This is a genomic window from Ornithinibacillus sp. FSL M8-0202, from assembly GCF_037975285.1.
GTDB classification, from domain to species: Bacteria; Bacillota; Bacilli; order Bacillales; family Amphibacillaceae; genus Ornithinibacillus; species Ornithinibacillus massiliensis.
The window spans coordinates 2,902,300-2,924,754 of the sequence record NZ_CP150248.1; the positions used below are offsets into that span (position 1 = coordinate 2,902,300).

The 22,455-nt window shown below is 38.4% G+C and carries 23 protein-coding genes; 16 read left to right on the plus strand and 7 right to left on the minus strand.

Annotation, left to right across the window (positions count from 1 at the left end; translation table 11 throughout):
* Positions 1-6: 6 nt before the first annotated feature.
* Entirely contained in the window at positions 7-195 is a 189-nt protein-coding gene (locus MKY78_RS14680) for a hypothetical protein (RefSeq protein WP_339213696.1), read from the plus strand.
* A 190-nt stretch (positions 196-385) separates the two neighbouring features.
* On the opposite strand, the gene MKY78_RS14685 is transcribed toward MKY78_RS14680, so the two are convergent.
* Positions 386-1,588, minus strand: coding sequence for a dicarboxylate/amino acid:cation symporter (locus MKY78_RS14685; RefSeq protein ID WP_339213698.1), 1,203 nt, complete (start codon positions 1,586-1,588; stop codon positions 386-388).
* A gap of 164 nt (positions 1,589-1,752) precedes the next feature.
* Here MKY78_RS14685 and MKY78_RS14690 point away from each other — a divergent pair, with 164 nt between their 5' ends.
* A complete protein-coding gene (locus tag MKY78_RS14690; protein ID WP_339213700.1) occupies positions 1,753-2,043 on the plus strand; it encodes a hypothetical protein in 291 nt (96 codons plus the stop codon).
* 41 nt (positions 2,044-2,084) lie between these two features.
* Here MKY78_RS14690 and MKY78_RS14695 read toward each other — a convergent pair whose 3' ends face one another.
* The 5 genes from MKY78_RS14695 to MKY78_RS14715 form a co-directional block, all read right to left on the minus strand.
* Positions 2,085-2,930, minus strand: coding sequence for a S1-like domain-containing RNA-binding protein (locus MKY78_RS14695; RefSeq protein ID WP_339213701.1), 846 nt, complete (start codon positions 2,928-2,930; stop codon positions 2,085-2,087).
* A gap of 418 nt (positions 2,931-3,348) precedes the next feature.
* A complete protein-coding gene (locus MKY78_RS14700; protein ID WP_339213702.1) occupies positions 3,349-4,011 on the minus strand; it encodes an ABC-2 transporter permease in 663 nt (220 codons plus the stop codon).
* Positions 4,012-4,023: 12 nt separating this feature from the next.
* The gene (locus MKY78_RS14705) at positions 4,024-4,662 is read right to left on the minus strand and encodes an ABC-2 transporter permease (protein ID WP_339213703.1); all 639 of its coding nucleotides are present in this window, start codon (positions 4,660-4,662) and stop codon (positions 4,024-4,026) included.
* Between the two features lie 5 nt (positions 4,663-4,667).
* Positions 4,668-5,516 (minus strand): ABC transporter ATP-binding protein, encoded by an 849-nt coding sequence (locus MKY78_RS14710; RefSeq protein ID WP_339213705.1) that lies wholly within the window; start codon positions 5,514-5,516, stop codon positions 4,668-4,670.
* Positions 5,513-5,893 (minus strand): GntR family transcriptional regulator, encoded by a 381-nt coding sequence (locus MKY78_RS14715; RefSeq protein WP_339213707.1) that lies wholly within the window; start codon positions 5,891-5,893, stop codon positions 5,513-5,515. Before MKY78_RS14715 ends, MKY78_RS14710 begins: the two co-directional genes overlap by 4 nt.
* A gap of 161 nt (positions 5,894-6,054) precedes the next feature.
* Between MKY78_RS14715 and MKY78_RS14720 the strand changes: the two genes are divergently transcribed.
* The 12 genes from MKY78_RS14720 (at position 6,055) to MKY78_RS14775 (ending at position 18,163) form a co-directional block, all read left to right on the plus strand.
* Positions 6,055-6,954, plus strand: a complete 900-nt coding sequence (locus MKY78_RS14720; protein ID WP_339213709.1) for an AEC family transporter — start codon at positions 6,055-6,057, stop codon at positions 6,952-6,954.
* 298 nt (positions 6,955-7,252) lie between these two features.
* A complete protein-coding gene (locus MKY78_RS14725) occupies positions 7,253-7,927 on the plus strand; it encodes a GntR family transcriptional regulator (RefSeq protein WP_339213711.1) in 675 nt (224 codons plus the stop codon).
* A gap of 170 nt (positions 7,928-8,097) precedes the next feature.
* Positions 8,098-9,018, plus strand: coding sequence for a 2,4-dihydroxyhept-2-ene-1,7-dioic acid aldolase (gene hpaI, locus MKY78_RS14730; RefSeq protein ID WP_339213713.1), 921 nt, complete (start codon positions 8,098-8,100; stop codon positions 9,016-9,018).
* A gap of 13 nt (positions 9,019-9,031) precedes the next feature.
* A complete protein-coding gene (gene hpaE, locus MKY78_RS14735) occupies positions 9,032-10,519 on the plus strand; it encodes a 5-carboxymethyl-2-hydroxymuconate semialdehyde dehydrogenase (protein WP_339213715.1) in 1,488 nt (495 codons plus the stop codon).
* Positions 10,520-10,531: 12 nt separating this feature from the next.
* Positions 10,532-11,998, plus strand: coding sequence for a 4-hydroxyphenylacetate 3-monooxygenase, oxygenase component (hpaB, locus tag MKY78_RS14740; RefSeq protein ID WP_339213717.1), 1,467 nt, complete (start codon positions 10,532-10,534; stop codon positions 11,996-11,998).
* Between the two features lie 12 nt (positions 11,999-12,010).
* On the plus strand, positions 12,011-12,994 hold the full coding sequence (gene hpaD / locus MKY78_RS14745) for a 3,4-dihydroxyphenylacetate 2,3-dioxygenase (RefSeq protein WP_339213719.1): 984 nt from the start codon (positions 12,011-12,013) through the stop codon (positions 12,992-12,994).
* Between the two features lie 241 nt (positions 12,995-13,235).
* Positions 13,236-13,712 (plus strand): flavin reductase family protein, encoded by a 477-nt coding sequence (locus tag MKY78_RS14750; RefSeq protein ID WP_339213721.1) that lies wholly within the window; start codon positions 13,236-13,238, stop codon positions 13,710-13,712.
* Between the two features lie 32 nt (positions 13,713-13,744).
* A complete protein-coding gene (locus MKY78_RS14755; protein WP_339213723.1) occupies positions 13,745-14,887 on the plus strand; it encodes a Glu/Leu/Phe/Val dehydrogenase in 1,143 nt (380 codons plus the stop codon).
* 10 nt (positions 14,888-14,897) lie between these two features.
* The gene (locus MKY78_RS14760; protein WP_339213724.1) at positions 14,898-16,136 is read left to right on the plus strand and encodes a dihydrolipoamide acetyltransferase family protein; all 1,239 of its coding nucleotides are present in this window, start codon (positions 14,898-14,900) and stop codon (positions 16,134-16,136) included.
* Between the two features lie 94 nt (positions 16,137-16,230).
* Positions 16,231-17,022: a fumarylacetoacetate hydrolase family protein gene (locus tag MKY78_RS14765; RefSeq protein ID WP_339213726.1), complete on the plus strand. Its 792-nt coding sequence runs from the start codon at positions 16,231-16,233 to the stop codon at positions 17,020-17,022.
* On the plus strand, positions 17,019-17,774 hold the full coding sequence (locus tag MKY78_RS14770) for a fumarylacetoacetate hydrolase family protein (RefSeq protein ID WP_339213727.1): 756 nt from the start codon (positions 17,019-17,021) through the stop codon (positions 17,772-17,774). Before MKY78_RS14765 ends, MKY78_RS14770 begins: the two co-directional genes overlap by 4 nt.
* An 11-nt stretch (positions 17,775-17,785) precedes the next feature.
* Positions 17,786-18,163: a 5-carboxymethyl-2-hydroxymuconate Delta-isomerase gene (locus MKY78_RS14775; RefSeq protein ID WP_339213728.1), complete on the plus strand. Its 378-nt coding sequence runs from the start codon at positions 17,786-17,788 to the stop codon at positions 18,161-18,163.
* A 752-nt stretch (positions 18,164-18,915) separates the two neighbouring features.
* On the opposite strand, the gene ytaF is transcribed toward MKY78_RS14775, so the two are convergent.
* The gene (gene ytaF, locus MKY78_RS14780) at positions 18,916-19,554 is read right to left on the minus strand and encodes a sporulation membrane protein YtaF (protein ID WP_339213730.1); all 639 of its coding nucleotides are present in this window, start codon (positions 19,552-19,554) and stop codon (positions 18,916-18,918) included.
* Positions 19,555-19,738: 184 nt separating this feature from the next.
* Here ytaF and MKY78_RS14785 point away from each other — a divergent pair, with 184 nt between their 5' ends.
* Positions 19,739-20,152 carry a hypothetical protein gene (locus tag MKY78_RS14785; protein ID WP_339213732.1) on the plus strand — a complete coding sequence of 138 codons (414 nt, stop codon included), beginning with the start codon at positions 19,739-19,741 and terminating at the stop codon, positions 20,150-20,152.
* A 50-nt stretch (positions 20,153-20,202) separates the two neighbouring features.
* Positions 20,203-22,380 (plus strand): DNA topoisomerase III, encoded by a 2,178-nt coding sequence (locus tag MKY78_RS14790; protein ID WP_339213734.1) that lies wholly within the window; start codon positions 20,203-20,205, stop codon positions 22,378-22,380.
* The last annotated feature ends 75 nt before the right edge of the window (positions 22,381-22,455 follow it).

Here is a 22,455-nt window from a genome sequence, read left to right on the forward strand (position 1 = left end):
AAAGTAATGGGTAATAACAAGTTTGTAGTTCTGTATTTGTTACTATTTGTTGGTGTTTTGGGTCTACTAAACATGGTATTAGGATTCACCGACTTCTCTTTTATCAAAACCATTTTATTTATTGGCGGCATTATTTTACTTTATATTGCTATACATAAGCAAAAGTCAAAACCTCAATATGTAGAAGCAAGATAATTTTTGAGCGAACCGCATGAAACAGATGTATTATGAAAAGCACAGATCTTTGTTCTGTGCTTTTTTCGTTTTACCATAAGTTTATCGATTAAAGTTTCTATGTTGTTACCTCTAGGTAAATAGGAAAAGGAGGGGCTGCTATTATAGATTCAGGGATAGACCACCAGTTAATACTGATGGTCTTGTTACATCATGCCGCTACAGCCTTATTTTTATTTTCCGATTGATCCACTACTACACTTGCCGTGGCATCTCCCATCACATTAACCGCTGTACGAATCATATCTAAAATACGGTCAATTCCAGCAATTAGCGCAATGGCTTCAAGTGGGAGATTAACGGCTGCTAGTGTCATGGTTAGCATAACCATACCTGCACCAGGAACACCTGCTGCACCAATAGAAGCTAAGGTTGCTACAAGAGCAACAATTAGAAGTTGCCCGATAGATAGCGATTGGCCAAAGTATTGGGCAGTAAACATAACAGCTATCCCTTGATAAATTGCAGTTCCATCCATATTAATGGTAGCACCTAATGGCAAGACAAAGCTGGAGGTCTCTTTTGATACACCAAGATTTTCTTGTGTGTTTTTCATGGTAACAGGAAGTGTGCCTGAGCTGCTACATGTTGTAAATGCTACTGTTACGGCGGGGAGTATGCCTTTTAAAAACTGTAAGGGACTCATTTTTCCTAATGTTTTAAGAGCAATAGAGTAGATTACGACGATATGAAGCACACTAGCAATTAATATGGCGATTATTAACTTCATTAATGGCATTAAGACATCAAGACCATATTGCCCGACAATTGGAGCAAGTAAGCCAAAGACACCAAGAGGAACTAGCTTCATTACGACTGCGGTAATTTTGTACATTACTTCAGCAAGCCCATCGAAAAATCGTTGTACAGGTGCTGCCTTATCACCTGCTAGTGTAATACCTAGTCCTAGAAAGATAGCGAAAAAGATAATTTGTAAAATGTTAGCGGTTGCAAGGGATTCGATGGGATTCGTAGGAATAATATTTAGCAGTGTATCCATCACACTTTGTGTTTCACCTGATGGGATATTTTCTTCGTTTAGACTTACATCAACCCCTGTTCCTGGAGATAGTAGGAGTGCAACTATTAGACCGATGGTAATCGCAAAAAAACTAGTCACAAGGTAAAAGGAGATGGTTTTCCCACCTAATCTACCGAGTTTCTTCATACTACCAGCACTCGTTACACCAACTATAATCGTGGCTAAGATTAATGGTACGATAATGAAACGGATGAGACGTAAGAATAAATCTCCGAGTGGCTGAACATATGCCGCCCTATCACCTAATAGCAACCCAACTATAATAGCTAATACAAAAGCAGCAAGTAATTGCCATAAAAAACGGTTTTTCATAAATAAATACTCCTTTCTTTTGGTATGTTAAACAAGAAAACCTTATCAAGGTTAACTAAAATAACGATTGTTTATAACTATTCAAATTTTTCGGAAAATATATTAGTGAAACATAAAAAATTTACGATACTAATATAAATAGGTAATAAAAGTGAGGTGTACACATGTTAGTTCAAACGGTTATAACTATTGGCGCGATCTTGGCTGTAATTGGCATTGTTTTAGGGTTTGTATTGTTAAAAATGACCGGAGGCGAGGGGTATGTACCTTATTACCCAAGTGCCCTTCTTGCTTTAGCGGGGATAGTGTTTGCTTGTATTGCTGCTCCGATGAACATCATGGTAAGAGAGGTTGGACTAGGGGGATGGGCAATAGCAGCTCTTTTTGCAGCAGCTATTAGCTTTATCGTTACTAGTGTTAGCCATGCCTTTCAAATTCATGATAACGAAGCTTAAAAAAACATCGCACAGTGTAATGAACTGTGCGATGTTTTTCTTTATTTCAGATATGTTTTTCCATCTCGTTGTTCTATTTTTCCTTCTTTCATTAGCTTACCTAAAGCTCGTTTAAAAGCTGCTTTACTTATATTAAATGTCCCTCGAATGTCTTCAGGATCACTTTTATCACTGAATGGAATTACACCATCATGTTCCTCTAAATGAGTTAAAATTAAATCAGCATCCTCAATCATTCCATGCTGTTTGAGCGGGCGAAGAGAAACATTTAATGTACCGTCAAAGCGAACTTCAATCACTCGTCCTTCGACAAGCTCACCTAAACGAGGCTCGGTTTTTCGCTCGGTATGATGGATGAATCCACGATAATGTTCAGTTGTCAGTATGGTTGTACCTTCTCTGCTCGTATGATAAACACGACCAGTAACCGTTTGATTTAGTAATGATTCAGGTGCATGCTCAAATTCTCTTTGCATGACGCCTTCTGTTGCGGGAATGGCCAATAATCTTCCTTTTCTATCCTTACCTAAAGTTACAAAAAGCATATCTTCTTCTTTAGGCCAAACATTTTCAAATAATGGTAAGTCATCCTTAGAGACTAAAAATTCCTTTGTCGTCCCAATATCAACAAATACTCCTAAATTAGGAAGAACACTAACAACCTTTGCCCATCCGTATTGATCCATAACGACTTCTGGAAGCATAGTAGTTGCCGTTAAATTGCCTTTTTTATCTTGATATAAGAAAACATTTACATCTTGCTCGACTTCTAATGCTGTTTCTGTTTCATTATGGTGTAAAAGCGCCTCTGTCATATCCTTTTTTAGTACGTAACCACTATCAATTTTGCGATCAACTGTCATTGTTTGAATTGTACCAATTTCCATTTACGCAAACCCTCTTTCTTATATGTATTGGAAAAGGGATACCCAAGTTATAGGGTACCCCTTATATTTCTAAAGTAACACATCGTTTATTTATATTTTATCCCAATTTGTTTTGGGTGGGAAATTCAATTCATAATTAAGATTTATCATTCGTTGTCTTATTCGGTAACGCTTCCGAATTTCATAGAATTTCACTTTAACCGCGGTAAATTTTCCACTGGATTGTTTAGCTTTTGCCAAAAGCAAGGAATCAATCCGATGTCTTCTAACTTAAGCAACGTAAGCCCTACCTGCTCTTACGTCCTTGCGACCCCTTAGTCGCGCCAGTGTGAATAAGCATCAACAAAAACATTGTAGAATGCCAGATTCGAATGTTACTTTAGTAACTAGTTCATTATGGCATATATTACTGTAATTGTCAAATTGAGCTCTTAGCTTGAAAGGCTTTCGTAGTAATGGCAATAGATAAGCCATAAAAGAGTAGACCCAAAATAGGTAAAACTAGATAAGGATATACGACTATTTTTTCTTCAATCAGTGGAATGATCCATTGGTCTAAATCGTTAAAGATAATGCTTGTTGTCATTCCTGATACAGTCACTAAAGCATCGATTGATAGTAACAAGGTAATAAAGAAACATACCAATATTAGGATAGAAGGAACGATGAAAGAGCGAGTCATGACAAATAAAGGGATGTAAATAGCAATAATTAGTAATCCTAAGCTAAGTAACACGACAATTTCCTTCCAACCAAAGGCATATATCGCATAAGGAATAAAGTCTTCTAGTAGCTGACCAACTGCAAACTGGTATAGCACGGTGAAAATCCATATGATGGCGAAAGAAATATACCGGCTTATCATAATGGTTTTACGTTTTATCGGTAAACTAGTTACAAAGGAATTTATTCTTGCTCGATGATCTAGAAAGAATATAGATAGGATAATAACCTGTAATATGAATGCTAAGCTAATCATAAATGGAGGCAATGATAAGATATAGCCTAGCGGGATTAATATGAGCGTATAGGGTATTAGACCTTTAGAAAGGATTAGGTCCCGAATTAATAAAGATTTCAATGGATTAACCTCCTATTCCAAATCGAATTTTATAAAGAACCAATTAGATATGAGATAAGATACAAACATCACGAGTAACGAAACAACCAAAGGTATGACGAAAGGTTGTATATTCCAAAGGGGTTCAATTAGAGATGCAATTTTGTCATCTAGTGTGATATATGGATTTCCTCTGACGATGCTATACGTGAAGACGATAACGAAATGGGAAATCATTAACACCGACATGGCATGCATGAAGTTTTTTATAAGATAAAAAATTGGTAAATAAACAGCTAACAGCAACGTAACCATGACAAAATAATGGACGATATCTTTAGCAGTTAAGTAAGTAAAGGTTCCTAGGTATAGGTTGTTGAATGCGATCGAATCGACTAACCAAATGAACAGCATGAATACGATCGTCAATGAATACAAAAATACGTATCTTGCTCGAACGATTTGCTTTCGATTTATTGGCATACTGACTAGAGAGCGCAGTACATGATGCTGATAATCGAAATAAAACAATAAAATAAGAAATCCTAATATGACAGTCATGTTTATTCCCATACTGTTTACATGGAATAGATAGGTTAGCAGAATAAACAAGGCAAAGAGAAGGATGTATAGACTAGAGATCTTTAAATCTTTTACATATAACTGTCGCAAGTGCACTACTCCTTCCTCGTCATGAAATACATTATATCTTCTAATGTAGCTTTTTCAACGAAGACATCCTGTCCGAAAGGTTCAAATAAGGCTGGATTTCCCTCGAATAAGCCATGGAAACCAGTGTTGGATAATTGCAACCCAGAAAAGAGTTCTCTTGTGTCATCATCGATCAGCTCTTTCTTCCCTTTTACTACATGGAAAGTGTCTTTAACTTCCTCCATACTTTTTTGGAAGAGAATTTTTCCTTGATAGATAAAGATAATATAATCGGCAATTCGATCTAAATCTGTTGTGATATGAGAGGAAAGAAAAATCGTTTGTTTTTCATTCATCATGAGATCCTGTAATAAATCGAGAAGCTCTCTACGGAATATCGGATCAAGGCCAGAAGTAGGTTCATCCATGACGATAAATTCAGGTTCATGACTTAAGGCAAATAAGAGGGAGGTCTTCATTTTCATCCCTTTTGAAAACTTTTTTACCTTCTTTCTTAATGGAAGTTCAAATTGCGCCAAATATCGTTGGAAAAGATTTTCATTCCATGTTTTATAGAGTGGTGCAATAAAAGCTTTCATATTAGCGATAGTAAAATCCTCATACATGTAAAGTTCATCATAAACAAAGCCAATTCTTTGTTTGTTGTGATGATTTTTATGGGAGTTTCCAAAGATTTGTATGTCTCCTTTGTCAATTTGTAATACATTCATCATCATTTGGATAGTCGTTGTTTTTCCGCTTCCATTTGGTCCAATAAAGCCAGTTATAAAGCCTGTTGGAATCGTAAAAGAAAGGTTTTGGATGGTGAAGTCCTTTCGATTTTTTGCGACGTTTTTGAATTCAACCGTATTCATCGGCTCTCCTCCTCATAATAGATGTTAAGCATTTCTAGTAATTCTTCCTTTGAAAGTCCAAGTTGTTTACTGGCGTTTACAAGCTTTTCTAATTCATTTTCCAATTCTCGAATTTGCCACTCGCGTAAAACATGGGCCTGTTGTCCTGCAACGAAAGTTCCTTTTCCAACGGTTGAAACGAGGAAACCTTCCTTCTCCAGTTCTTCATACGCTCGTTTTGTTGTGATGACACTAACCTTTAAATCTTTTGCTAGAGCACGCATCGATGGAAGTGCATCTCCTTCCTTTAAATCACCGGAAAAAATTTGCTGTTTTATTTGCTCTTTAATCTGGAGAAACAATGGATCCTTGTTACTAGATGAGATAATTAGATTCATGCTTACACCTCCTTATAATTGTTAATATTGTATATATTGTATATACACAATATACGAGTTGGGGATGAAAAAGTCAACCATAATTCTGAAATTAATTACAATATAAGCAAAAAGTGAGATACAATGTATGGTGTATTAAAGCTAAATGGGGTTGAGAAGAAATGAGCATATTTTTTAATGTCATCCTTCCAGTAATAGCAGTATTTGGTGCAGGATTTGTATTGCAGAGGTTTAAACCAGTTGATATTAGGGCAGTATCAACACTATTTATCTATGTATTTCTACCAGCATTAGTATTTACGAAATTATATGAAGCGACATTTGATAGAAGCTATACGATATTATTGATTTTTGCATTTGTTCAATTAGGTTTGATGATAAGTTTAGGCAAATTAGCTAAGCATATATTTAAATGGTCCCATTCAGTGGAAAGTGCTTCGATATTAACAGCGGGATTTATGAATGCCGGTAATTACGGAGTACCTGTGATTATGTTTGCTATTGGAGATCAAGCAATACCATATGCCATATTTTTTATGGTAATTCAGACGATGTTCATGAATTCCTTTGGGGTGTATTATGCATCGAGGAGTTCTAGTGGGATTAGGCGAGCGGTTACTAAGGTCTTTACATTGCCTGCTACTTATGCGGCACTAATCGCCATAATATTACAAAATATTTCCTGGGAAATACCAGAAACTGTCTATTCCACCCTTTCGATGGTTGGTGGAGCGGCAATTCCAGTAATGATGGTAATCCTAGGAATGCAGTTAGCATCGATCACTTCTATTAAATTTAATTGGCAAGTCATTATTTCTACCGTATCGATAAGAATGTTAATTGGGCCTCTCATTGCGTTCGGTTTTATAAATCTAGTAGATGTCGATCCAATAGTCGCAACGGTCTTACTAATTGTAGCATCCATGCCAAGTGCAGCAACGACAACAATGTATGCAATACAGTTCGATACAGAACCAGAATTAGTATCAAGTATTACATTAGTTTCCACATTATTCAGTATAGTTTCGATAACTGTTTTATTAAATATAATTCCGTATTAAAAGTATGACTTCCAAGGATTTACATCATGCCAGCTAAGAATATGAATGATTGTTCTATATAGTACTTATCGCTCTAGAGACTAGGGGTTAGACAATAATATTTATCCTAAAGGAAAAAGCGAATAATAATTAAAGACCTCGCTCTAGGGTGGTTAGTTGACTAGAGGAAGTCACCCTATTCCTATCCACCCGCAGGAGTCTGACCATGTGTTATTCGGTTTTTCATTTATGTACCAACCTCTCAAGTTTTGTTTTCAGAATATTGACATTATATATCATTTCCTATACTATAATAAGTATGATGATAAAAGAAAACAAACAGCAAAAAGTATATCGAATAATAAAAGGAAGAATTATAGAACGAGAATATGTTCCAGGCCAACGAATTGTTATCGACCAAATAGCGAAGGAGCTGGAAACAAGTTCGATACCAGTACGTGAGGCGATTAGGCAATTAGAAGCCGAGCGTTTAGTAGTCTATAAGCGGAATGTCGGGCCTGTTGTAGCAGAAGTGAATGAGTCGGACTATTTGGATACTGTTCGAGTTCTAGCGTTACTGGAGGGCTATGCAGCATCGCTTGCAGCACGGAATTTTCCGCAAGAAAAGCTAGTTCAGTTAAAGCAGTTAAATGAGCAAATGGAGGAGGCTTTAGAGGATTTTGACATTATCCAGTTTAGCAAACGAAACGCTACATTTCATCGAATCATTTGCGAACAATGTGGTAATACATACTTATTAGAAACAATTCAGCATACGTGGAATCGTATTGATTCCATCCGAGGGACTGGATCAACACTTTATTCAAAGCGGGTAAAAGAATCGATTGAAGAACATAAGGAAATTATTAACCTATTAGAAGCAGGAGATGGAGATCAATTAGAAGTGGTTGCTAGAGAACATAAAATAAAAACGGCTCTCAACTTCGAAAAAAGAAGAAAGAACCTGATTGATACCAATATTTTTCCTTCATAAGGGGAGAACTAGAGATAATATCTAGTTCTTTTTTTTAGACTAGAATCCTAGCAAACTGCTAGTGGCATATCCACCTAAAAAATTCTATATTGACATAACATATGAAATCATATATGATTTAATTGTTCTGAAAATTAATATTAATGAAAACAATGAGGTGAGGTAATCAAATGGCTTTTGAAGAGGCGAAGGAACGATTACGAGGCTCGATTGCACCAGTGATTACACCGTTTAAGGAAGATGAGCAGATTGATTTTGACAAGTTTCAGGAATTAATTAATTGGCAAATTGCTAGTGGAAGTCATGGTATTTCCGTAACCGGTACTTCGGGTGAACCAAGCTCTATGTCCGTAGAAGAGCGGATTCAAGTAATGGAAATTGCCTGTAAAACAGTAAATGGTAGAGTTCCCTTTATACCAGGAACTGGATCAACCAACCACCAAGAAACACTCCGCATGACACAAGCAGCACAAGAAATGGGTGCAGATGCTGCTATGGTCATTGTCCCATACTACAATAAACCTAACCAACACGCATTGTACAAACACTTCAAAGCAATCGCAAATTCAGTAGATATTCCTATCATTTTATACAATATACCTGGTAGAACAGCGATAAATTTGGAAGCGGTTACAATATCGAGACTTGCTGGGGACTGTCCAAATATTATCGGGGTGAAAGAATCGAACAAGGACTTCGAACATGTTAATAGCGTCCTACTACATTGTGGGCGAGATTTTAACTTATATTCTGGAATTGAAGTGCTTTGCTATCCAATGCTTGCTATTGGAGGAGCTGGCCATATTAGTGCGACTGCAAATGTAGCTCCTAGAGAGGTTGCTGAAGTATATAACCGATGGGCAATGGGCGATATAAAGGGCGCTCAGGATTTACATTATGAATTAATGCCATTAAATGATGTGCTTTTCCGCGATACTAATCCAGCCCCTGTCAAAGCTGCATTAGGGATGATGGGGAAAATTAAGCCGATACTTAGAAAGCCGTTAGATGTTCCATCACCAGAGATCCGGGCTGAGATTAGAGAAGTATTATTAAATTACCAGCTTATTACAGAAGATGTCCAACTATAAGGAGGGACTGTAATTGGAAGAGAGATTAGCGAATATCCAGCTCTATATCAATGGAGAATTTGTAGATGCAACAACCAATGAAACCTTTGAAAATAAGAACCCCTTCTCCAATGAGGTAATAAATTCCATCGCTAAAGGTGATGCGGCTGATATTGATAAGGCTGTTTCAGCGGCAAAAGAAGCCTTCACTAACGGACCTTGGGGACAGATGAAGGTTAAAGAAAGAATGAAGTATATGGAAAGAATTGCAGATTTAATTGAAGAGGAATCAGAAACGATTGCACGATTAGAGTCGCTCGATTCTGGATTACCAATTAGTCAAACTCGTAAAATGGCGGCACGAGGTGCGGAGAATTTTCGTTTTTACTCTCGAATGGTTCAGGCAAGATTACATGGAGATGCCTTTCAGGTTGACGATGAGTTTATGAATTATACGGTGTACCAGCCACTAGGTGTTGTGGGCTTAATCACGCCTTGGAATGCGCCATTTATGTTATTAACATGGAAGGTTGCCCCGGCTTTAGCTACTGGTAATACGGTAGTACTAAAACCAGCAGAGCTATCACCACTATCCGCTAATATACTTGCAAATGTTATCCAAAAGGCAGAACTACCAAAGGGCGTATTTAATGTAGTTCATGGATTTGGAGAAACGGCGGGAGAAGCACTTGTCAAGCATCCAATCGTGAAGGCGATATCGTTTACAGGGGAAACAACTACTGGTAAACGAATTATTAAAAATAGTGCAGATTCGTTGAAAAAAACATCGATGGAGTTAGGGGGGAAGTCACCATTAATCGTATTTGATGATGCAAACATTGAGCAAGCTCTTGATGCGGCGGTTTGGGGAATATTCTCCTTTAACGGGGAACGCTGCACAGCAAATTCGAGAGTATTTGTTCATCAAGCTATAAAAGAGCAATTCGTTGAAGCGTTAAAAGTGCGTGTGCAAAACATTATTGTCGGTGATCCGAAAGAAAACGAAACAGAGCTTGGGCCGCTTATCGATACAGGTCACTTCAAGAAGGTAACAGGATATATTGAATTGGCAAAAGAAGAAGGTTGTGACGTGTTTCAAGGAACAGTACCGAAAGAATACCAAGCAGGGAACTTTGTACCGCCCACTTTATTACTAAATGCGAAGAATGATATGCGAGTTTGCCAGGAAGAAATATTTGGACCTGTGATGGCAGTGATGGAATTTAAAACGGAAGAAGAAGTAGTCCATATGGCCAATGACGTAGAATATGGTCTTGCAGGCTATGTATGGACGAATGATATTAAGCGAGCTCATCGTGTAGCACAAGCAATCGATTCAGGAATGATTTGGGTAAACTCGCAAAATGTTCGGGATTTACGCATTCCATTCGGTGGAATGAAAGCAAGCGGGATTGGTAGAGAAGGTGGACACTTTGCGATGGTTGAATTTTATACCGAACCAAAAGCGATTCATGTCGCCATTGGAGACCATCCTATACCGAAATTTGGAATAAAAAGATAAGGAGGGACTAACATGCCAGCAAAAACAGGGAAAGAATATATCGAAGGATTGAAGAAGGCGAATAATAATATCTATATTCACGGGGAAAGAGTCGAGGATGTTACAGAGCATCCAGCATTTAAAAATGTCATTAAATCGATGGCAAATTTATATGATTTACAATACGAGAAACCTGAGAAAATGCTATATACCTCTCCTACTACCGGGGACAAAGTAGGAATGACATTCTTACAACCGAGAACTGTCGATGATTTGATTAAGCGACGTGAAGCGATGCAAGAGTGGGCGAGAACATCGGGTGGAATGATGGGGCGATCACCTGATTATCTAAATGCAGAAGTGATGGCTATGGGAGTAAATAATAGCCTATTTGCCGAGGGGAATCCACAGTTTGCAGAGAATGCTCGTAATTATTATGAATACGCTCGAGAGAATGACATTAGTTTAACCCATACATTAATCCACCCACAAGTTAACCGTGCCAAGGCACAGCATCAGCAAAAGGATGCTAATGTTGCCCTTCATTTAGTGGAAGAAAAGCCAGATGGCATTATTGTAGACGGTATTCGCCTACTGGCTACACAAGGTGGTATTACCGATGAGATTTTAGTATTTCCTTCCACTGTAAAAAAAGCCGGCGAGCTAGATGATCCTTATTCGTTAGCATTTGCGATTCCAAACAATACACCTGGCTTGAAATTCATTAGCCGTGAATCCTTCGATTATGGCAAGAGTGCATGGGATCATCCACTAGGTGCACGATTCGAAGAGGGCGATGCCATTGTTTCGTTTGAAAATGTATTCGTCCCGTGGGAAAGAGTTTTCGTTTGTGGAAACTCCTCTGTATGTAACCGGACATTTAAAGAAACGAATGCGGTTGTCCATATGGCCCATCAAGTGCTTGCCAAAAATATTGTAAAAACCGAATTTGTTCTTGGGGTTGCACTAAGTATGATGGATGCAATTGGAATTGACGGATTCCAGCATGTTCAGGATAAGGGATCTGAGATAATGCTGACACTAGAGACAATGAAATCGCATCTGTATCGTGCAGAGCATAATGCTAAGCTTGATCAATCAGGCACGATGACACCGGACTTTGAAGCATTAGATGCGGCACGTAATTGGTATCCAAGAGTGTATCCGAGATTATCTGAGATCATTCGTATTTTAGGAGCATCAGGGCTAATGGGAATCCCGACAGAAAAAGATTTCAACCATGAGGAAATCGGTCCAATCATACACCGTGGATTACAAGGAAAGAATTTAGAAGGATATGAACGGGTACAATTATTCCGTCTTGCTTGGGATATGACCTTAAGTGCCTTTGGAAGCAGACAGACCCATTACGAATACTACTTCTTTGGCGACCCAATCCGAATGGGGATGACATATTTTGATCAATACGATAAAGAGCCATTTAAACAATATATCCAGGATTTTTTGAAAAAATCTACCAGTGTGAACGCTTCTAATTAAAGGAGGATTACGATGGATTATAATGTGATTCGCTGTGCTAGGGCTATTCTTCATGTAACCAATCTTGAAGCATCAAGAAGGTTTTATGTCGATACGCTTGGGTTTATTGAAACAGAATCTGATGAAGAACATATTTTTCTTCGCGGATTAGAGGAGCATAATCACCATAGTTTACTGCTGAAAAAGTCCGATAAGCCTGTAGTGGAGGCATTAGGGTATAAGGTTTCATCAGAACATGATTTGGAAGCGTTAGCACTGCTGTTTGAAAAAGAAGGCTACCCAACGAAGTGGATCGAAAAAGGTGAACAGCATGCGATAGGGCGGGCATTACGTGTAAATGATCTTTCTGGTTTACCATTAGAATTCTTTGCGGAGATGGATACGGTAGACCGGCTATTACAGCGATATGATTTATACAAAGGCTCCAGGATGCAACGAATTGACCACTTTAATTGTGCTGTTCCAGATGTAGAAGCAGCATATGATTTTTATAAAGAAAAATTAGGCTTTGCATGCTCTGAATATACCGAGACCTCTGAAGGGGGTATTTGGGCAGCATGGCTACACCGGAAGCAAAATGTACATGATGTTGCATTTATGAATGGAAAAGGACCTCGATTACATCATATAGGCTTCTGGTTGCCTGATCAATTATCACTTATCCATACGTGTGATGTACTGGCGGCCAGTGGTTACGGGGAATCGATTGAACGTGGACCGGGAAGACATGGACTATCCAATGCTTTCTTCTTATATTTACGTGACCCGGATGGACATAGAATCGAATTATATAGCGGGGATTACCTAACCAGTGACCCAGATTTTGAACCGATACGTTGGGATATCAATGATCCAATGCGTCAGACCTTCTGGGGGCATGCAGCACCAGATAAATGGTTCACCGAGGCATCTACTGTCTTACATGTACACACTGGTAAAGAAGTACCTATACAAACGGCTAAACTAAAACAACACAAACCGACATTTGTGATTTAATGTTTAGAAGGCTTGGCATAGTGGTTAGGAATAGAAGCTCATACATGGAGCAGTCTGACTGTACTTTTATGAGATTAATAAGGGCGGGTAAATCCACAGTATAAGCTTAGGGATTCCTAAACTAACATTCTAAGTCATCTTAGAAAGCAAGGGACCGGTGCCCGATTGGAGCATCACCATATGAAACGTATAAGTAGTATGCCATGTATGAGTAGAAAACATTTTATGAGGGGGTTAGTTAATGGATGATCGTGCATTCCGTCATGCAATGGGGAAATTCGCTACTGGCGTTACCATTATTACAACAAAGCTTGGAAACGATATCCACGGCATGACCGCAAATGCTTTCATGTCCGTATCCTTAAACCCAAAATTAGTACTTGTATCTGTTGACCATAAAGCAACGATGAAGCACTATATCAATCATTCTGGGAAATTCGCTATTAGTTTTCTAAATCAAGACCAAAAAGATCTCTCAGCCTATTTCGCAGGCCAAATGAAAGAAACAAGAGAAATCGATTTTCATTGGTTTCATGAATTACCAACGATAAAAGAAGCGCTAGTGAATCTCGTCTGTGAGCTGCATGATGCTGTTGACGCTGGCGACCATACACTCTTTATCGGGAAGGTTACGGATTTAGAGGTGCGAGATGGAGAACCACTAGCATTTTTTGAAGGGAAATATCGAGAATTAGTGAGTAGTGAACGAGTTAAATAGATTCATATTCTTGCTGAATGGGGGGGTTGACCATGAAACAGCAAATAGATCAATCAGCCGTGAAGTCAATCGATATATTTGAAAAGATAAGTGGGCACGAACAGGTCGTATTTTGTAATGATCCTAGTACAGGATTACAGGCAATTATAGCGATACACAACACGACACTTGGCCCAGCACTTGGTGGAACTAGAATGTATCCTTATGCCAATGTAGAGGAAGCATTGGAGGATGTGTTGCGTCTATCAGAGGGAATGACCTATAAATGTGCAGCCGCGGATATTGATTTTGGTGGTGGTAAAGGTGTGATTATCGGAGACCCGAAAACGGATAAATCACCAGCACTATTTCGAGCTTATGGGCAGTTTGTAGATTCCTTGAATGGTCGATTTTATACCGGAACAGATATGGGAACTACGATGGATGACTTTGTGCAAGCATCGAAGGAAACGAACTTCATTAATGGTATTCCAGAAGAATTCGGCGGTGGAGGGGACTCGTCTGTCCCTACTGCAGAGGGCGTGCTTTACGGATTAAAAGCGACAAATGAATATTTGTTTGGCAATGAAACTCTAGCTGGGAAAACTTACGCAATCCAAGGTTTAGGTAAGGTAGGATTTAAGGTTGCGGAACAATTACTACAGGTTGGAGCACATATCATCGTAACCGATATTTCTGAAGAGGCAATTACTGCCATCCGTGAAAAAGCAACTAATTATCCAGGCATGGTAACCGTAGTCGAGTTGGATGACATTTACGAGGTTGACGCAGATATCTTCATTCCATGTGCACTGGGCGGAATTTTAAACGATGAAACGATTGAAAAGCTAAAGGTGAAGGCAGTTGTCGGATCAGCGAATAACCAGTTGAAGGAAGATTTTCATGCAAAAGCACTTCATGATAAAGGAATATTATATGCGCCTGACTATATCGTCAATGCAGGAGGATTAATCCAAGTAGCCGATGAACTATATGGAGCAAATAAAGCTCGTGTTTTATTAAAGACAAAAGCCATTTATCAATCGATTTTGGCGATTTATCATCAATCCGAATTAGATGCGATTACAACACTCGAAGCGGCCAATCGTAAATGCCAGCAACGCTTAGAAGAACAGCAAGGTCGTAATAATTTCTTTAAAAGAGAAAAAAGCCCGAAGTGGACATTTTATAAATGAGGTGTAACCAATGGTTGAAGTGAAATTTCATGATATTGGCGAAGGAATGACAGAGGGCGAAGTTGTAAATTATTTAGTAAAGGTGGGGGACAGGGTAAAGGTTGATCAGCCATTAGTGGAAATGCAAACCGATAAGATGGTTGCTGAAATCCCTTCGCCAACTTCTGGCATCGTGAAAAAGATTCATATTGAAGAGGGTACGACCATTACGATTGGCTCTGTATTATTAGAAATTGATGATGGCAAAGTAAAGGGGGCGGAATCCAGTTCAGAGCAAGAGGTTGCTGCTGTGCTAGCACCTGAAAAGAGGGATAAACCAGTTCATCCACCAATTGTCAAACAAGCTCCTAAACGGATTATCGCTGCCCCACACACAAGAAGAATTGCACGGGAAAATGATGTGGATATTGAACATGTCGTTGGCTCCGGACCAGCAGGGAGAGTGACAGATGAGGATATCTATCGATTTATTCGAGATAGGGGAAGAAAGGGAGAAGAAAAGCTAGAGGTTACAGTAGAGAAAGAAGTAAGGGAAGCCGAAGAAACGAAAGTATCGAAAGCGGACACCATACCTTTCACTGGTATTCGCAAACAAATTGCCATGAAAATGACAGCGTCACTTTCTACGATTCCACATGTAACTCACTTTGATGAAGTGGATTTAACGAATCTATTAGAATTTCGTGGGGAGCTAAAAGAGGCAGGGGAGCATATATCTGTTGTGGCCTTTTTTCTAAAAGCGCTCACCATTACACTGAAGGAATTTCCTTTATTCAATGCACAGTTAGAGGAAGAAAATAATGTGATTAGACTATTAAAGGATTATCATATAGGCCTGGCAACGAATACAGAAAAAGGATTACTAGTCCCGGTACTACGTGATGTCGATAAGAAATCATTGAAACAGGTGCAGGATGAAATGAAAGCATTAACAAAGAAAGCACAGGAGCAAAAACTAGCTGCAGATGAAATGAAGGGTGGAACATTTACGATAAGCAATGTAGGTCCAATTGGAGGTATAGCAGCAACACCAATCATTAATCATCCACAAACAAGTATTATTGCTTTCCATAAGACCAAAAAAATGCCAGTTGTAATGGGTAATGATGAAATCAACATTCGTTCCATTATGACGATGTCCTTATCTTTTGATCATCGTATTATAGATGGGGCGGACGCTGTTATGTTTACGAACCGTTTTATCGAATTAATCGAACACCCTAAAAAGCTTCTATTATATTTACACTAATAGTACGGGCAGCTTGCAGCTAATTTTGGTTCTCTGCCCTTTCACCTTGGAATAAACTATGAAAATAACATGAATAGTTAGGGGGAAGGCGTTCATGATTTATCATGCAAAAGCAAGATTTGCTAACGGGATTGGCCTCGAGGATATAGCCGTTGCACAGTCTTATATTGAGTGGAAGGGTGAAAAACTTACTGAGGATGCCTTATCCTGGCAATCTCCTGTGACTGGAACTGTCTATGGTACGTTATTAAATTTTCAGGAACAGATGGATGCCTTACAGAATCAATTGGAGAAGCCACCTTATCATAAAGCACCAGAGCGCCCAGTGTTATATATTAAGCCACGAAACACGATTAACGCGCATTTAAAAGAGGTGGCAATACCTCTGGATGTAGACGAAATTGAAGTGAACGGGACACTTGGGATCGTGATAAGCAAAACGGCCACCAATGTACAGGAAGAAGATGCCTTTGATTATGTGGAAGGCTATACGATTGTCAATGATGTTTCCATTCCACATCAAAGCTATTTCCGTCCAGCTATTAAACAAAAGGCTCGTGATGGATTTTGTCCAATTGGTCCGTGGATTGTTCCAAAGGAAAATGTCCCTGAACCAGATTCCTTAATGATTTGGACATTTAAAAATGATGAATTGATTCAAGTAAATAATACAAAGGATTTAATTCGACCTATCCCTCGTCTTATTCAAGATGTCACGGAATATATGACACTTGCAAAAGGTGATTTGTTACTAGTTGGTTTGCCGAATCACCCCCCAACTGCTAAGCACGGAGATACTATTCGGATAGAAATTGATTATATTGGTAGCTTAGAGAATCGATTTGTTTATGAAAATGTCCAGATTGCAGGAGGGGAGAAGCGTTGAAATATGCAAGAGTTGCTTGTCTTGGCGCAATACATGAAGCTGTTCAAGCTGGAAATAAGCTGAAATTACGTGATGGGCGTTTAGTAGATGAAAATGAGGTTGTTTGGTTACCACCAATTGAGGCAGGGACCATTTTTGCCCTCGGACTAAATTATGCAGACCATGCGAGTGAAATTAGCTTTCAGGCACCAGAAGAACCGCTTGTTTTCTTAAAAGGCCCGAATACATTAATTGGACATAATGGTGAAACGAGAAGACCAGTAGGTGTTGAAATGATGCATTATGAGTGTGAGTTGGCTGTGGTGATTGGAAGAACAGCTCGAAATGTTAAGCGGAACGATGCCTATGAATATATTTCTGGCTATACGATTGCTAACGACTATGCCATTCGGGATTATTTGGAGAACTATTATCGCCCTAACTTAGCAGTGAAAAATCGAGACACGCTAACCCCAATCGGCCCTTGGTTTGTGGAAAAAGAAAATATTCCAGACCCGATGAATTTGAAGCTCTTTACTTATGTGAATGGTGAATTAAAGCAAGAGGGCTCTACGAAGGATATGGTATTTGATATCCCGTATTTAATCGAATATTTAAGTAGCTTCATGACACTAGCTGAAAACGATATTATTTTAACTGGAACACCTAAGGGAACGGTCAATGTGAACGAAGGGGATGAAGTTGTCGTAGAAATTGAAGGAATCGGGTCACTACGAAATAGAATTGTTCGTGATAAGGTCTTTTCGAGATAAGGAGTGTAGCGATGCCACATATTACAGTAGAGTATACCGATAATCTACAACAAGCTGGTAATATGAAAGAGCTGTTGCGGCGTATTAATGAAATTCTGATTGAAGAAGGCTTTCCAATTGGGGGCATCCGTTCAAGAGCAGTAGCATTAAAGGATTATGTTATAGCAGATGGAACGGCTGAAGATGACAGTTTTATCCATGTCACATTAAAAATAGGTCCAGGTAGAACAGAAGAGGTAAAAAAAGTGACGTGCGACCGAATATTTGCTTTACTAGAAAACCATTTTGAAAAGCAATTTGCCACTCGATATATTGCATTATCATTAGAACTGTTTGAGTTTATGTATCCGACTTATAAAAAGAATAACATCCATCATCGATATCGGTGATGGATGATTAAATTATATGGCTTAAATAAGAAACTATATTTAGAGTAAAATAATATTGAACAATTTAAGTATGTAGGGAATAGTCAATTGGACATAATACTATGTAATATGTATAATAAAGGTAAATAAGTCATAATAATAAAAAATCGAGAATGTTGGTACCATTCCCGGTTTAGCACGATACTGATGTTCGGGTGGTTTTCCCTCCTGAACACACTGTTTCTAAGAGAAGAACCCCACCCTGAATTTGATTAGCGATCAAAGGGTGGGGTTCACTTTTTATCAATCAAATCTTTGATTAATTGCCTAATGAAGTTTATCAGTGTTACTAAAAAAGCTCCGGCTGTAAAAAGTACTATCAAAAGTGATAATACAATCTCCATCGACATTCCCTCCTTTCCACCTATAAAATGGTGTCCAGAAGGGAAGGGTAGGCCCCCGCCGTACAACTATATCATGCTTGTCTTAATTTTACTGATTATAACTTTATAGCAAGTAATTTAGTTATCTTTAATTTAATTGTCTCGAAACTGACCTGGTACCTGTTCATGTTCGTTATCTTGAGATACTTGTCCATCATTTTTCCGTTTGTAAGTGTTTTGCTCCGAATAGGGAACTACTTTCTAATATGATTAAAGCTATGGAAGAGGGGAATTATTAATCCCCTTTCCACACTATTTTCCCAATACCGTAATGTAATGCTCCATAAGATGTATATAATTTTCTACAAGCATTACGCGCAGAATTATCTCTTAAATCAAATTCAATACACCGAGTGTAATTAATAAAATCGGAGGTAAGAAGTTCATTCGCTCTAGTCGTTTGTTCTTAGATAGGATAACGCCAACTTTAATTCCAAGATGAACGAAAACACCACTCATAATGGCGATTAATACTGGTGTAATGTATGGAGAATAGCCTAAAATAGCGGCTCCGATACCTGCACCAAAGGCATCTAGCGCTAGAGCGGTACCAAGTAATGTTGCCTCACCTAAAGAAATAGTTCCAGAACGGTCAAGGTCTGCTTTGTCTGGTTTGGCAATAACCGTTCTAAAGCTTTGGAAATTTCCAGCTGTGGTTGCTTGGTATTCTTCTTCCTCTATTTCCCCTTGCTTTAGTTGATTTCGTATAATGTTAAGTAAGGAAAATAAACCAATTACGATTAAAATCACTCCACCTATCGTTTCAGCGACGCTTACAGATAGGAACGAATTTAATACAGTACCAATTAACATAGATAGCAGCACTACTACCCCTGAGCACATCATGATAATGAATAAGGCACTTTTTGGGACTACTATTCTACGCATCCCGTAGGTAATCCCCACTCCAAAACCATCCAAACTTACTGCAATTACTAGGAATAATAATCCTGTGTAAAATAAAATCATAGCACCATATCCTTTTCTTGTTCTAGTGTATTGTATTGTATGAAAAATGGGCAGTTATGTGCTTCCTACATTGGACTGAACAAAATGTTACTTAATCCTGTTCTTGTAAGCAAGATTTTGGTATCGTTGGAATAAGGAAAGGCAAGTAATGAAAAATTGTATAGGAAATGATGGAGGAAAATTAATGTGGAAGAAATTATTAACAGCGATTTTATCAGCTGTTATCTTTAGTTTTTTATTAAGTCTTATTAGCTATCTGACGTACACATCGGATAACCTATGGGTGTCGATGGGTTACTTTATTCTATATGCTGCCCCAGTATATGTAATTGGTGGAATTCCACTATCTTATCTAATTGAATCCTATTTAAAGAAAAGAAACTTTTCATCCCAATTAGCGCGTCACTATAGTAAGTATGGTCTATATATCGTAGCGGGGGTATTCGTTGCCATTATTTATATTGTGATAGTCTCCATAACGGACGATCAATTTGTCATGTTATCCCAAGCTTCATTAACCTACATGATTGGTGGGATTCTTGCCGCTTTAGTTTATTATTATGTATCACTCCTAACAGATAGAAATAGTTCGAATTAAAATATGATATAGTGTTAGGATAGAAGTTTTAAGAGAGGAAATACACAAAAATGAGTAAAACATTAGTATTAGCAGAAAAACCTTCCGTAGGTCGTGATATTGCACGAGTACTTCAATGCTCCAAGCAAGGAAATGGATTTATGGAAGGATCAAAATATATTGTGACCTGGGCGCTTGGACATCTTGTTACGTTAGCTGATCCAGAGACCTATGATGATAAATATAAGCAATGGCGATTAGAGGATTTACCAATGCTTCCATCTAATTTGAAGTTAGTTGTAATGAAAAAGACGGGGAAGCAGTTTAGTACCGTCAAAACCCAAATGAATCGGAAGGACGTAAGTGAAATTGTTATTGCCACGGATGCAGGTCGTGAAGGAGAGCTTGTTGCCCGATGGATTATTGAAAAGGCCCGTATCCAGAAGCCAATTAAACGACTTTGGATTTCTTCGGTAACGGATAAAGCAATTCGTGATGGATTTAAACAGCTGAAGCCAGGCAAACAGTATGAGAATCTATATGCTTCTGCTGTTGCACGTTCTGAAGCGGATTGGTTTGTCGGACTTAATGCGACAAGAGCACTTACCACTAAATTTAATGCACAGCTTTCCAGTGGTCGTGTACAGACACCAACACTAGGAATGGTAGCAGCACGAGAAGAGGAAATAAGGAACTTTAAGCCACAAACCTATTATGGTGTCCAAGCGAAAGTACAAGGAAAAGTAACCTATACTTGGCAGGATAACAAAAGTAATACACGAATTTTTTCTAAGGAAAAAGCAGATAGTTTATTTGGCAAACTGAAAGATCAACCATTAAAAATCGTAAAAGTTGATCAAACAGCAAAAAAGAAATATTCACCACAACTATATGATTTAACGGAATTACAGCGTGATGCGAACCGGATGTTTGGCTTTTCTGGTAAACAGACCTTATCGATTATGCAAAAGCTTTATGAACGTCATAAAGTATTAACCTATCCAAGAACCGACTCACGGGTAATTTCAACAGATATAGTCCCTACGTTGAAGGATCGTCTTCAAGCTTGTGGCGTTGATCAATATGCTCGCTTTGCCCAAACAATCCTTCGAAATGGGATTAATAAGCTACCGAAGTCGGTCGTAGATAATTCGAAGGTCAGTGATCACCATGCAATCATTCCGACTGAAGAACCTGTTATTTTAGCAGACCTAGATGATAAGGAACGTAGAATATATGATTTAGTCGTAAAACGATTTTTGGCAGTTCTGATGGATGCTTATGAGTATGAGCAGACCGTGATTCATGCTGTTATCGGAAATGAATCCTTTACTGCTAAAGGAAAAGTAGTGAAGAAGCAAGGATGGAAAGCAATCTATGATCGCACCTTTGAAGAAGAGGACTCGGATGATCAACAGTTACCTATGGTGAAGCAAGGAGATGTTTTTTCTACTATTAAGTTAGCTGTAACGACAGGTGAAACGAAGCCACCAGAACGCTTTACAGAGGGTGCCCTTTTACAAGCGATGGAAAATCCGGTACGTTACATGAATCCAGATGAAAAACACTTAGCTGGTACACTGCAAAAAACAGGAGGTATTGGCACCGTTGCTACGCGTGCAGACATTATTGATAAGCTTTTCAATAGTGGCTATATGGAACTGAAGGGAAGACATATTTTCCTTACTTCAAAGGGTAAGCAGTTGCTAGAGCTTGCTCCAGAGGATTTACGCTCTCCAGCTTTAACAGCAGAATGGGAACAAAAGCTAAGCTTGATTGCAGAAGGTAAATTGAAAAAAAATAAATTCATAACGGAAATCAAAGATTACACGAAGGAAATTGTTCAAGAAATTAAAGGAAATGATAGTAAATTCAAGCATGACAACATGACTGGCACTAAATGTCCAGATTGTGGCAAGTTGATGCTTGAAGTGAATAATAAGCATGGTCGTATGCTAGTATGTCAGGATCGTGCTTGTGGTCATAAGAAGAATATTGCCAAAAAGACGAATGCCCGTTGTCCGAATTGTCATAAACGATTAGAGTTACGTGGAGAAGGAGAAGGGCAAATGTTCACTTGCTCCTGTGGTCACCGTGAAAAGCTATCAACCTTTAATAAGCGTAAGGAACAAGAGAAGAAGGGTAAAGTTTCTAAGAAAGATGTCAATAAATATCTTAAAAAGCAAGATGACGGATTTACAAATAATGCATTAGCAGAAGCATTAGCGAAATTAAAGGATAAAAATTAATAGTTAATGAATGCCTAGGATAACTTTTTCTTAGGCATTTTTTTATGGAAGGATTTTTAGCGAAAAACAAGAATA